We start from the raw sequence: 13901 nt of genomic DNA on the forward strand, positions 1-13901 counted from the left end.
TATGGTATTATTATAGTTTGCGCTAAAATGGTAAAATTTTTAGTAAATTTGTGTAAGACCATAGCAGGATATGGCCTGGACCACAGATCAACAAATCGTCTTGAAGCAGATTGAAACCATCGGATTACAAAAACTGTTTTTGAGCTTAGGGCTCAAGCAATTCGTGGTGCAATGTTTGCTGGAAAAGGCCTGAATGGTTTTCTTAAAGAAATAGGAAATATATGAAATTTGAATTGACATCGGAGTACAAACCCACAGGCGATCAGCCAGAAGCAATTAAGCAGTTGGTAGCAGGGGTAGAGCAGGCAGAGCAATACCAGACGCTTTTGGGGGTAACGGGATCGGGCAAAACCTTTACTGTTGCCAATGTGATTCAGGAAACCCAAAAGCCGACATTGATTTTAAGCCACAATAAAACTTTGGCGGCTCAGTTGTACGGTGAATTCAAACAGTTCTTTCCCAATAACTCTGTCAACTATTTTGTGTCTTATTACGATTATTATCAACCCGAAGCTTTTATTGCTTCGACAAATACCTACATCGAGAAGGATTTGGCGATTAACGAGGAAATCGAAAAGCTGCGTTTGGCAACCACGTCGTCATTGATGTCGGGACGGCGTGATATTGTTGTCGTCTCGTCGGTATCCTGTATCTACGGTATGGGAAATCCGGAAGATTTCTCCCGGTCTATCTTTCGTTTTGGGGTCGGTATGACTGTCACTAGAAACGCTTTCCTGCATAAGCTGGTGGAGATTTTATATTCGCGAACGACCACAGAGTTTAAACGGGGTACCTTTCGGGTTAAAGGTGATACAGTGGACGTGTTTCCGGCATACTTGGATAATGCTATTCGGATTTCATTCTTTGGGGATGAAATTGACGAACTGAGTGAGATCGATCCCATTTCAGGGAAAACGCTCAACAAGATGGAAGATCTTGCTCTTTTTCCAGCAAATCTCTTCGTTACACCGAAAGAAAAATTCAAAGAATCGATCTGGGCTATCCAAGATGAATTGATGCAACGGAAAACGCAACTGGAAGATGAGGGCTTAATGCTGGAGGCGAAGCGTTTAGAGGAGCGGGTCAATTATGATCTGGAAATGATGCGTGAACTGGGCTATTGTTCGGGGATTGAAAATTATTCCCGCTTTTTTGATGGTAGACAACCGGGGATGCGTCCGTTCTGTTTGCTGGATTATTTTCCGGAAGATTACCTGTTGGTCATTGATGAGAGTCACGTGACCTTACCGCAATTACGTGCGATGTATGGAGGTGACCGATCGCGAAAAGTTTCCTTGGTAGAACATGGGTTTAGGTTGCCCGCGGCTTTGGATAATAGACCTTTAAACTTTCCGGAGTTTGAATCCTTGACAAATCAGACGATTTATGTATCGGCGACTCCGGGCGATTACGAACTGCAGCAGACCGAAGGTGTTGTCGTTGAGCAGGTCATTCGCCCAACAGGACTTCTGGATCCAATTATTGAAGTACGACCAGCGATTAATCAGGTCGATGATTTCTTGGAAGAAGTCGATAAGACCATTAAAGAGGGAGGACGTGTTTTGGCTACTACATTGACCAAACGCATGGCTGAAGAACTTTCCAAATATATGACCAAGCTGAACTTAAAAGTCCGTTATATCCACTCTGAAATTAAAACCTTGGAGCGGGTTGAAATCTTGCGGGGGCTCCGCTTGGGTGAATTTGATATCCTGGTCGGGGTGAATTTACTTCGTGAGGGGCTTGATTTGCCGGAGGTCACGCTTGTTGCTATTCTCGACGCGGATAAGGAGGGCTTTCTGCGTTCCGAACGATCGCTTATTCAGACGATTGGTCGCGCGGCCCGGAATGATAAAGGTCGGGTTATTATGTATGCGGATAAAATGACGGATAGCATGCGCGTCACAATAGATGAAACCAATCGTCGCCGAGACAAGCAGATGAAATATAACTTGGAACATGGCATTACACCGCGTACTGTGGGCAAAACAAGAGAGGAGATCTTAGAGCAGACTTCTGTTGCTGATTTCTCGGGTATTGAACCTAAAATTTATGTTGAACCTGATCCGTCGCAGGCCATTGCAGCTGATCCAGTGATGCAGTATCTCAGTGAGAAGGATCTGAAGAAAGCGATCGATAACGTACGGAAGAAAATGGATAAATCAGCGAAAGAAATGGATTTCTTGGAAGCAGCGAAATATCGTGATGAAATGTTCTCCTTGGAGAAGCTCTATGAAGAGCGATTCCCTTCGTAAAGGAAGTCGGTTTTAGTTATTGTTAATCAATTTAAGATTTGTTAAACGACGCTAAATAGCGTATAAATTAAGATTCCACCGTCCATATTTGTAGCAATTGTAAATAAATTGGCTACATATGAAACATTTAATCTACAGCATAATACTGTTTTTTGTGCTTTCCGCAGCATTCTGCCAAAGTAAAATTTCCTACGGGATAAACGCCGGGTACACGAATGCTCCTGGACCTAATAGATTGGGCCGTACTTCCTAAGGTTAACGATTGAACTATATTGTTCAATTGTTAACATATTTTGCGTAAATCAAATTCTTCTCAGTAAATTAGTGCTCAAATCTAAACTAAAACATACTAAAAAATGAAAAAGCCAATTCTCGTTGTCAAATTTGGATCGGCTTCTATTACCACGAAAGAGGGAGAAGTTGATGAACGTATTGTTTTGGAGATCGCTAGGCAAATTGCTTCCTTACAAAAGAAATACAATATCGTCTTGGTCTCTTCAGGTGCTGTTGCTGCCGGTAAACGTTTTCTGCCCAGCTACACAGGAACGCTATCCGAACGCAAAGCAGCTGCTGCAATTGGGAACCCTATATTGATTAATACGTATTCTACTTATTTCCGACCGTTTAAAATTTCATTGGCGCAGAGTTTATGTGAGCGACATCACTTTTCCAATCGGGATCAATTTCTACAATTGAAAAATACGTATGAGGAATTGTGGCGGAACAATGTTATTCCAATCGCAAATGAAAATGATGTGGTGAGTAATAAAGAACTGAAGTTTTCAGATAATGATGAGCTGGCAACCTTGATTGCTGTTGGTTTTGGTGCCGAAAAATTACTGTTTAGCACTTCCGTTCCTGGTGTGTTGGATGCAAACAACAAGATTATACCGCAAATTGAAACAATTGACCGGGATATTTTAGGGCTGGCAAGGAAGGATAAATCTTCCGTAGGATTAGGGGGAATGACCTCGAAATTGAACTTTGCCCGATTGGCCAATCAAATGGGGATTGCTGTGGTGATTTTTAGTATGCAAACCGAGGAGGCGATACAAAAAGCGGTTAAGCACGAGACTGGCACATTGTGTCTGGCTCAAAGTAAGAAGATCTCTTCCCGCAAGAAATGGCTCGCGAGTGGAAGTTTAATAAAAGGGGAATTGATGGTTGATCGTGGAGCGGAGGAAGCATTATTGAAGCACAAAAGTTTACTCGCTGTGGGGGTAACCCGTATCGTCGAGCATTTTGAAAAAGGAGAAGTGTTAAATATTGTCAATCTAGAAGGCTTAACTGTTGCCGTTGCCCGCGCGAAGATGGATTCATCCGCTTTGTCCCAGACCAGTAAAAAAAATGTAGAAATTGCACATGCAAATGATATTGTATTATTATGAGTGAATCCATCTTAAACCAACTTCAGGCGGCGGCCAAAGCAAAACAAATTTTGCAACAACTGGCTCCTGATACCAAAATAACTATTTTAAATGCCATCGCAGAAGGTCTTATCGCACATACTACTGATGTATTAAAAGCCAATAAGATTGATTTGGATCGTATGGCTGATGACGACCCCAAAAAGGATCGTCTTTTGCTCAATAGCGATCGTCTAAAAGGTTTGGCTGACAGTGTTAAGCAGATCGCTCAGTTGGCAGATCCAACAGATCAGTTATTACTAAAAAAGATATTGCCAAATGGATTGGAGATCGAGAAAATTACGGTTCCACTCGGAGTCGTTGGGGTCATCTACGAATCGCGACCTAATGTGACGATAGACGTTGCTGCATTGTGTATTCAGTCGGGTAACGTTTGTCTATTGCGCGGTGGTTCGGACGCGTTACACACCAACGAGGCGTTGTTGAAAGTGATCCATGCTGTCTTAGAGCAGTATGGTATTGCAACAACTATTGTGCAACTGTTGCCTGTTGATAGGAAGCATGTTTCGGAATTATTGGAAGCTACCCAATTCGTGGATATTATCATACCACGGGGTTCACAGTCGCTGATCGATTATGTCAGGGAACACGCTAAAGTACCAGTTATTGAAACTGGAGCAGGAGTATGCCATACTTATGTGGACCGTACAGCAGATTTGGATATGGCAGCGAAAATTGTTGCCAATGCTAAAATTTCCAGGCCATCGGTGTGTAATTCTTTAGATACTGTTTTGGTCGATCGTGCTGTTGCTGCCGAGTTCCTAACGAAATTGAAAACTTATTTTGAAGATGCTCAGGTGGAAGTCTTCGCGGACCCTACAGCTTATGAGGTATTACAGGGTCAAAATTTTTCAAATTTAAAGCGCGCAGAAGAAGCGGATTTTGGAAGAGAATTTTTAGATTTGAAGTGTTCAATAAAGACGGTCACCAGTTTGGACGAAGCTTTGGAGCATATCGCAAAATATTCTTCCAAACATTCGGAATGTATTGTTTCTTCCAGTGAACTCCATATTGAACAATTTTTGAATACAGTGGATGCTGCCGCGGTATATGCCAATGCATCTACACGTTTTACGGACGGAGGTGAGTTTGGTCTGGGTGCAGAAATAGGTATCTCGACCCAAAAGTTACATGCCCGTGGACCATTTGCATTGGAAAAATTGGTAACAGAGAAGTGGATTGTCCGCGGAAATGGACAGATCAGATAAGCATAGATCATGGGATTAAGTTTTAAGAAAGATGTATTGATGAATTGGATCGAAGAAATTGGTAAATTTCTTCGCATATGGACAGAAGGGCATGATGCTTTTACGGAGCCGACTGATCCAGCAGTATTTGAAGATGCTTATGAGAAATTCTTCGAAAAGAGTAGGACCTATTTTTTAAATCTTTCCGAAAATGAACTTTCGGCATATCTCAAAACAGATCTTCAAATTCAGCAACTACATCCATTGGCTTTAACGTTGTTATTTGATGGGTTGAATGCTACAGATGGCAATCAGGAGAATTTACTTCGTAAAGCAAAGTTTATTTTGAATCTGGCGATGGCTGAAACGGCGAGCTTTGCCTTTCAGGATTATCAATATCTTGCTATGATCGACAACAAATTGAAGAGTCTTTAGATTAACAAAGCTATCCGTCATGCAAAGCCCTAAAAAAGTGTTTAACTTTTTGGGTTCATTGCATGACGGAGACCTTAGCGCAGGATCTCACGGGCAATCACCAGACGTTGGATCTCAGAAGTTCCCTCATATATTTGCGTGATTTTTGCGTCGCGCATTAACCTCTCGACATGATATTCTTTTACGTAACCGTAGCCACCGTGGATCTGTACAGCTTCGACAGTGTGTTTCATGGCAACTTCAGATGCATGCAGTTTGGCCATGGCAGCTTCTTTACCGTAAGGAAGCCCCTGGTCTTTCGTCCAGGCAGCTTTATACGTCAAAAGTCGAGCTGCCTCGATATCAACTTCCATGTCGGCCAATTTAAACTGTATGGCCTGATGATCCGAAATCGGTTTTCCAAAGGTCTTTCGTTCTTTTGAGTAAGCCAAAGCAAGGTCATAGGCACCCGCAGCAATTCCTAAGGCCTGTGCCGCAATCCCAATGCGACCGCCATCGAGTGTTTTCATAGCAAATTTAAATCCGAAGCCATCTTCTCCGATACGGTTTTCCTTGGGAACCTGAACATCGGAAAATAGGAGTGAATGGGTATCGGAACTACGGATACCCAATTTGTTTTCTTTAGGACCAATGGTAAATCCCGGCAGCCCTTTTTCAACGATCAATACATTGATTCCTTTGTGGCCTTTTTCAGGATGTGTCTGTGCAATGACAAGATAGATATCGGCATGGCCACCATTGGTGATCCAATTTTTTGTACCATTTAGGAGATAGTGATCCCCCTTATCTTCGGCGGTGGTATGCTGTGAGGAGGCGTCCGAACCAGCTTCAGGTTCTGACAACGCAAAAGCACCAAGTTTTTCACCTTTCGCTAAAGGAATCAGGTACTTTTGTTTTTGTTCCTCTGTACCATAAGCATTGAGTCCATATAATACCAGGGAATTGTGGGCGGATACGATAACGGCCGCTGAGGCATCAATTTTGGCAATTTCTTCGAGCACAAGAACATAGGCCAACGTATCCATTCCAGCTCCGCCATAAGCTTCGGGGGTCATGATACCCATAAACCCTAGTTCGCCCATTTGCTTGACAAAATCTGTTGGAAATTTTGCGGCTTCATCGCGCTCGATTGCCCCAGCCTTTAGCTCCTGGGCAAATTCCCGCGCTGCGTCGCAGATCATTTTATGCTCTTCGCTTAATTCAAAATTCATGGCATTTCAGTTTTTTGGTTCATCAGTTACCAAGCCGATAACGTATATATAATAAGGTTTGCTGTCAAAAAGTTTCCTCCCAACTCACAATCATTTTATGAGCTCGGTGTACCAACATACTCAAATATACAAAATATATATTATGCAAGCATAGTAATATAGCAAATTACTTTTTAATCTACTTGAGCTAATCATTATAAGCATTTTGGAAAGTAATGGCCAGGGTAGGGCGGACAAGTAGCAAGGGGCATGTTGGTTTTCATTTTGTTTATAATTGTAAAATCCTTACTTTCAATTGGATTAAGTTTAGTTTTTTCATTTCAATTTAAAAAATTGAAGAATTACTTGTTTGCTAAATTTAATCTACTATATTTGTAGACTATATAATTTAAACACATTTAAAAAATAAGATTATGAGTTTAAGATTAGGGGATGAAGCGCCAAATTTCAAAGCGCAAACAACCATTGGTGAAATAGACTTTCACGATTATATCAAAGATAGCTGGGTCGTTTTCTTTTCGCACCCGTCAGATTATACGCCGGTATGTACTACAGAGTTGGGCCGTACGGCAAAATTGAAATCTGAATTTGACAAGAGGGGTGTGAAGGCCATTGCGCTAAGCGTCGATAATGTAAACGATCACTTGAATTGGATTAAGGATATCAATGAAACGCAAAATACCGAAGTGAATTTTCCGGTTATTGCTGATGAAGATCATCATGTATCCGAATTGTACGATATGATCCACCCAAATGCTTCCGCAACAGCGACCGTACGTTCCGTATTTATTATCGGTCCTGACAAAAAGATCAAATTGACGCTGACCTATCCAGCATCAACAGGTCGTAATTTTGATGAAATTTTACGGGTCATTGATTCTTTACAGTTAACTGCCGATTATCAAGTCGCTACGCCCGCTGACTGGAAGCATGGTGAAGATGTTATTGTTGTGCCAGCGATTAAGACAGAAGATATTCCTGCTAAATTTCCAAAAGGCTTCAAAGAGATCAAACCGTATTTGAGAACGACGCCACAGCCTAATCTATAGGGAGTAAGCCCTTGGAATTAAAGAACAAAAAAAGGCAACGTTGAAAAACGTTGCCTTTTTTATAAGTTATAAATGCCTCCTAATAGACTTTAACCATGTAGATATAGTCTTGCATTTTCTTGATTTGTTCTGTTCTTGGTAAACCTGCCAAGCTATTCTTTTTGTTGATCTTAAGACCGGTAACCAGTGAATCACTTGGTATGTCCGCTAAGGCGTTCAAGATTGATTTCGTTTTGATTGCAAAGGCGGCACCATCTATGCCACGTTGTTTTCCGGAAATAATACCAATCACATTACCTCTGCTATCCAATACCGGACCGCCACTGTTACCTGGATTGACAGGTACGGAGATCTGATAAGCGATGGTATCACCGGCATAACCTGTTGATGAACTTAGGTATCCCTGACCATATACTGCTTCGTCCCGAGGAAACCCGATCGTATAAATATCTTCACCAAGATCTGAAGTCGACGTTTTGAACGTGTAAGGTAAGCTTTTAGCTTTCTTAAAGGTCTTATCTGCGATGTATAAGATCGCCAAGTCTTTGCTTGGATCGGTGTGTACGATTTGTGCTTTATACGATTCGCCTTTACTATTTTGTAAATAGATCGAATCAGCCCCGCTAATGACATGGTAATTGGTGACGACATAGCCATCTGTCGTCAACATAAATCCTGTTGCACCAAACTGGCTTTCGGTACCTTTTACAGATTTTTTGTCATTGATATCCCTGATAGCAGCGTTGTGTGCGTTGACGTTCTTTTTGACATTGTTCATGTCTCTACGTAATGCACTGTAATCGGAAGATGCTTTCTCGAGGTTGCTGTAATAACCGCTCAGCCATAATGTGCCAAATACTGCAAATACCGCTACCACTGCAGCCACTAAAGAACTTGCTTTGATGCGTTCCCAAAGTGAAATTACCGCTGATTGTTTTATAGGAACTACCTTTGCGGCTGTGTTTTGGGTTTTATGGTATTCTTTTGCTGATTGTGCTAAAGCATTTTTGAAATCCAGCCGTTGACTGGTTTCTTTCATATTGGCAACAAATTCGCGGTGTTGTTGTAATTGGGCAGCATAGGAGGGCTGATCAGCACAAAAAGATTCAAATGCAGCTTTTTCTTCGGCCGATAATTCGCCGCGAAGATACTGGTCTGCTAATTCGAAAAATTCTTTTTGATTCATTGTTCCCATGGTGTTACACTAATTTTAATCTGTTGAAAAAAATATTTTTTTCAGCCGTTGTAGGCATTTATACTTCTGAGTCTTGGCATTATCTGTATTGGTATAACCAAATTTATCACAGATGTCCTGCATCGAATGGTTTAAGATGTAGAAATCATGTAAGATTGTCTTACAAGGTTCTCCCATTTTCTCTAAGGCAAGTTCCATTTGGTCGAACTTCTTTTCAAGTTCTTGATGCTGTTGTAGATCTTCTTCCTCAAATAAGGAATCTTCATAACCGCTAATGTCACTGTTGCCAAAACCAGCACGATTGAGTTGCTTAAGCCAAAGCCTTCTGCAAATCGAGTAAAGATATGTTTTAAGTTTGCTGCTGAGCTCAAAGTTCCCTTTGGTAACTTTATCGTAGAGCACAATGACAGCTTCTTGAAAAATATCTTTCGCTTCATCCTCACTTCCATTGTTTTGCAAGATCATATGGCTTATAGACGGATAGTACCGCTTGTAGATAGCATCTATCGCCAAGCTGTTGCCGTCTTTGATGCCTTCAATGATTTGCTCATCATTTTCTAGCAGGACTGATTTACTGAATTTACTCACCTATTAATACCTTAATGCTTAAATTGTAACCCTTTGAAAAATAAAATTCTTCGAAATATTTTCAAACGTAAACTTTTATTTGTTTAAAGTGAAATCTATCCCCAAAAATAAGGCTTATTCCTTGAAACCGAAAGCATTTGTTTTTTATTGGAATCAGCTTCTTTTGGGAGGACATCGTTATTTTTCGCCGGGTCAATTTTTTACGTTTTTACATTGTTTTATGTACGATCCTGAAATGGAGAACCTATAGAACAATTTTAAAGTTCGATATGATCTTTTTTGTATCGAAAAAGTTTCGCAATCGAGTGCTTTAATAATCTGCTTGTTATTACTACAAAATGAAGTTACATTTGGTTTCCTGGACTAAATTGCTTAATTACATTATGTTAAGAAACTCTGTTATTTTTTCAACGATTCTAGCCTCATTGCTGTCGCTGGACACTACCGTCACGATAGGGCAAACGATTACGTCATCTATCGACGGTTTCCAGTATGGAGCCACAACGGCTCCAAAAGGGAATGAATGGGAATCGCCTCAATTATTATCACTTAATAAGGAGTTGCCGCATGCGTCGTTCTTCTCCTTTCAGAACGTAGAAAGTGCGCGAAAAGTACTTCCCGAGCATAGTAACTATTGGCTTTCGCTCAATGGATCCTGGAAGTTTAACTGGGTAAAGACCCCGGAAGAGCGACCAAAGGACTTTTATGACCCGAATTATAATGTGGGTGCCTGGGAATCTGTTCCAGTCCCTATGAGCTGGAATATTTATGGTATACAGAAGGATGGAAGCTTAAAATATGGTGTACCTATTTATACCAATCAACGTGTGATCTTTCATCATCAAGTAAAGGTCGATGATTGGCGCGGTGGAGTTATGCGGACGCCAGCCCAAGATTGGACAACTTATGTCTACCGTAATGAAGTAGGATCGTACCGACGTAACTTTACAGTACCTACTCATTGGGACGGTCGTGAGGTATTTATCAATTTTGATGGTGTAGACTCCTTTTTCTACCTGTGGATAAATGGCAAATATGTCGGATTTTCAAAAAATTCCAGAAACGTCGCATCTTTCAATATCTCGCCTTACTTAAAAAAGGGTGCTGAAAATGTGTTGGCTGTTGAAGTTTACCGGAGTTCGGACGCTTCCTTTTTGGAAGATCAGGATATGTTTAGATTGCCCGGGATATTTCGGGATGTTTCGCTTACTTCAACGCCAAAAGTTCAGATTCGCGATTTAGCGGCCATTCCAGACTTGGACAGCAATTACGAAAATGGTTCGTTGAAAATTACGAGTACTGTACGCAATCTGGGTAGTAAGAAAGCTGAAGGGTATAAAGTAGTTTATTCACTTTATAAAAATAAGCTATACAGTGACGAGAATACCCTTGTTGATCAGACAGAAGCTTCATCAGCTGTGCCAGCCCTGGATGGTCAAGTTTCTAATAGCGTCGCCGCAACGTTGAACGTCAAAAATCCGGATAAATGGTCTGCCGAATTACCTTATCGGTATACTTTGGTGGCTGAATTGAAGGATAAAAAGAACAAAACGGTTGAGACTATTTCTACCTATGTTGGATTTAGAAAGGTTGAGATTAAAGATACCAAGGCTGCGGATGATGAATTTGGCTTGTCCGGACGTTATTATTATGTCAATGGTAAGACGGTGAAACTGAAAGGCGTCAACCGTCATGAAACCAATCCTGAACATGGCAAAGTAGTGACCAGAGAACAGATGGAAGCTGAGGTGAAATTAATGAAACGGGCGAATATCAACCATGTCCGGAATTCGCATTATCCAGAACCTGCTTATTGGTATTATTTATGCGATAAATATGGAATTTATCTCGAGGATGAGGCCAATATCGAAAGCCATGAATATTATTATGGCAAAGAGTCTCTTTCTCATGTTCCTGAATGGAAAAATGCCCATGTAGCCCGTAATATCGAGATGGTGCATTCGACCATCAACCATCCGGCAGTGGTTATCTGGTCTTTAGGAAATGAAGCCGGTCCGGGTGATAATTTCGTGGCCGCCTATCAGGCTATCAAGAAAATCGATACGTCAAGACCTGTTCAATACGAGCGTAACAATACAATCGTTGATATGGGCTCCAATCAATACCCCTCAATAGACTGGGTAAGAGGAGCTGTAAAAGGCACTTACAAATTGAAATATCCATTTCATATCTCGGAGTATTCACATTCCATGGGTAATGCCGTTGGTAACCTAATTGATTATTGGGAAGCCATCGAATCGACCAACTTCTTTATGGGCGGTGCCATTTGGGATTGGATTGATCAGGCTATGTATTATTACGATAAGAAGACCGGCGAACGCTTTCTCGCTTATGGCGGCGACTTTGGAGACAAACCCAATGATGGAACCTTTGTCAATAATGGGTTGATCTTTGCCGATATGAAACCTAAACCACAGTATTTTGAGGTCAAGAAAGTGTACCAAAATGCGGGCGTAAAGGCTGTTGATATTCAACAGGGGAAAATTGAGCTTTTCAATAAAAATTATTTTAAAGATCTATCCGATTATCAGGTTCAATGGTCGCTATATAAGGATGGGGTAGAAGTAAAAAATAGTGCAGGTACAATCAGTGCCGCTGATTTGCCGACAGCGCGCCAACGCAAGCAGCTTATATTGCCGATAAATTATGCGCAGTTAGATGCGGGATCGGAGTATTTTGTAAAAGTACAGTTTATTCTCAATACAGATCGACCTTGGGCGGCCAAAGGTTTTGTTCAAATGGAGGAACAACTGTTTGTCAAAGCGGCTGAAAATAAACCGTTGATTTCCGCTGTTGCACAAGGAGGGGCTCCGTCGCTTTCCAAAGAAGGTGATTTGCAGGTGGTGAAAGGAGATCAGTTTATCGCGAAGTTTGACAATAAAACAGGCTCGATATATAATCTAACATATGCCGGTAAACAAGTTATCCGCGATGGCGAAGGCCCAAAATTGGATGCACTACGTGCTCCGGTTGACAATGACAACTGGGCTTACCAACAATGGTTTGAAAAAGGATTACATAACCTTAAACATAAGGTTTTGTCTTCAAACAGTTATACCAAGAAAGATGGAACAGTTGTATTGGCGTTTACGGTTGAATCGCAAGCTCCATATGGCGCGTCTTTGTTGGGGGGAACTTCGGGAACCTACACGCTTAAAGAGCATACGGATAAGCCTTTTGGCAAAGATGATTTTAAATTTACAAGCAATCAGATCTGGACAATTTATAAGGATGGCTCTATTGAATTGTCGTCGAGTATTACATCCAATAATGCAAGTGTTGTATTAGCTCGATTGGGATATGCTTTGCAATTACCGACCGAGTATGGCAATTATAGTTATTATGGACGTGGACCGATCAATAATTATGCTGATCGGAAGACAGCACAATTTATTGAATTGCACAAAAGCACTGTAAAAGATCAGTTTGTGCCATGGCCTAATCCGCAAAATATGAGTAACAATGAGGATGTGCGTTGGACAGCATTGACAAATAATGCTGGACAGGGAGTTGTTTTTATTGCGAAAGAGCATTTATCAACATCCGCTTTGGACTATAGTGAGCTTGAGTTGACCTTTGCACCGCACCCTTATCAATTACCAAAAAGTTCGGGCGTACACGTGCATCTTGATGCAGCTGTAACAGGACTTGGTGGTAATAGCTGTGGACAAGGGCCACCGTTAGAAAAGGACCGTGTGAAAGCAGTACCAACGGCTATCGGTTTCATTATCCGTCCGATTCAGAACAATGATATGATAGCAAAGGCTCAGGTAGCGACTGCCGGTGACGCGCCCATTTCGTTGGCAAGAAGTTCAAATGGAGAAGTTTCTATTCAATCGGGAAATAAAAATGAGACCGTATTATACAGTTTGAACAATGCAAAGGCAAGTGTTTATAAAGCGCCTTTTGACTTACGCGCCGGTGGTACAGTAACGGCTTGGTATCAACAAAATGAAAAATTGAAGGTAACACAACAATACACTAAAATCGAAACCATTCCAATGGAGGTTGTTTTTGCTTCAAGTCAGGAGACTGGTGAAGGGGATGCCAAGAACCTATTGGATGGAGATCCTTCCTCGATTTGGCATACGATGTATTCGGTTACCGTAGCACAGTATCCACATTGGGTTGATTTTGATGCTGGAAGTAGCAAAACAATTAAGGGCTTCACTTTTCTACCAAGACAGGATGGACCGAATGGTGATATCAAGGATTATAAGATCCAGGTGAGTAAAGATGGGAAGAACTGGGAAGATGTGATGTCCGGATCTTTTGAACGGAATAAAAAATTAAAAACTGTTCGATTCGAAAAGCCTGTGAAAGGACGTTATATCCGCTTTACAGGACTTAACTCCCAACGTGGTGATGATTATGCTTCCGGAGCTGAATTTGCTGTTATCGCTGAATAATTTGCTTTAAATCGCATATTGAGCCAGCACCTGTCAAACAGGTGCTGGCTTTTTTGTTGGCGACCTAGGATAAGATTAAATAGTGCGATCGTTTCGTTTTACGTAAGGTAAGGTAAGGTAAGGT

9 protein-coding genes are annotated in these 13901 nt (G+C 41.3%); 6 read left to right on the top strand and 3 right to left on the bottom strand.

Annotation, left to right across the window (positions count from 1 at the left end):
* The first annotated feature begins 221 nt into the window (after positions 1 to 221).
* The 4 genes from uvrB to B3P16_RS14745 all read left to right on the top strand — a co-directional run bounded on the left by uvrB (position 222) and on the right by B3P16_RS14745 (position 5304).
* Positions 222 to 2255 carry an excinuclease ABC subunit UvrB gene (uvrB, locus tag B3P16_RS14730; RefSeq protein WP_070563271.1) on the top strand — a complete coding sequence of 678 codons (2034 nt, stop codon included), beginning with the start codon at positions 222 to 224 and terminating at the stop codon, positions 2253 to 2255.
* A 356-nt stretch (positions 2256 to 2611) separates the two neighbouring features.
* Positions 2612 to 3643 carry a glutamate 5-kinase gene (proB, locus tag B3P16_RS14735; protein WP_046672306.1) on the top strand — a complete coding sequence of 344 codons (1032 nt, stop codon included), beginning with the start codon at positions 2612 to 2614 and terminating at the stop codon, positions 3641 to 3643.
* Entirely contained in the window at positions 3640 to 4890 is a 1251-nt protein-coding gene (locus tag B3P16_RS14740; protein ID WP_286843416.1) for a glutamate-5-semialdehyde dehydrogenase, read from the top strand. The genes proB and B3P16_RS14740 overlap by 4 nt, the downstream gene beginning before the upstream one ends.
* Before the next feature lie 9 nt (positions 4891 to 4899).
* Entirely contained in the window at positions 4900 to 5304 is a 405-nt protein-coding gene (locus B3P16_RS14745; protein ID WP_046672308.1) for a hypothetical protein, read from the top strand.
* 74 nt (positions 5305 to 5378) lie between these two features.
* On the opposite strand, the gene B3P16_RS14750 is transcribed toward B3P16_RS14745, so the two are convergent.
* Positions 5379 to 6515: an acyl-CoA dehydrogenase gene (locus tag B3P16_RS14750; protein WP_070563277.1), complete on the bottom strand. Its 1137-nt coding sequence runs from the start codon at positions 6513 to 6515 to the stop codon at positions 5379 to 5381.
* A 413-nt stretch (positions 6516 to 6928) separates the two neighbouring features.
* On the opposite strand from B3P16_RS14750, the gene B3P16_RS14755 reads away from it, so the two are divergent.
* Positions 6929 to 7564: a peroxiredoxin gene (locus B3P16_RS14755; RefSeq protein WP_070563280.1), complete on the top strand. Its 636-nt coding sequence runs from the start codon at positions 6929 to 6931 to the stop codon at positions 7562 to 7564.
* Positions 7565 to 7643: 79 nt separating this feature from the next.
* Here B3P16_RS14755 and B3P16_RS14760 read toward each other — a convergent pair whose 3' ends face one another.
* Both B3P16_RS14760 and B3P16_RS14765 read right to left on the bottom strand, forming a co-directional pair.
* Complete coding sequence (locus B3P16_RS14760; RefSeq protein WP_286727315.1) at positions 7644 to 8750, bottom strand: S1 family peptidase; 1107 nt, start codon at positions 8748 to 8750, stop codon at positions 7644 to 7646.
* A gap of 24 nt (positions 8751 to 8774) precedes the next feature.
* Positions 8775 to 9347, bottom strand: coding sequence for an RNA polymerase sigma factor (locus B3P16_RS14765; RefSeq protein WP_046672312.1), 573 nt, complete (start codon positions 9345 to 9347; stop codon positions 8775 to 8777).
* Positions 9348 to 9685: 338 nt separating this feature from the next.
* Here B3P16_RS14765 and B3P16_RS14770 point away from each other — a divergent pair, with 338 nt between their 5' ends.
* Positions 9686 to 13777 (top strand): glycoside hydrolase family 2 TIM barrel-domain containing protein, encoded by a 4092-nt coding sequence (locus tag B3P16_RS14770; RefSeq protein ID WP_286778466.1) that lies wholly within the window; start codon positions 9686 to 9688, stop codon positions 13775 to 13777.
* Positions 13778 to 13901: the final 124 nt, after the last annotated feature.

The organism is Sphingobacterium sp. UBA7631, from assembly GCF_002483935.1.
GTDB classification, from domain to species: domain Bacteria; phylum Bacteroidota; class Bacteroidia; order Sphingobacteriales; family Sphingobacteriaceae; genus Sphingobacterium; species Sphingobacterium multivorum.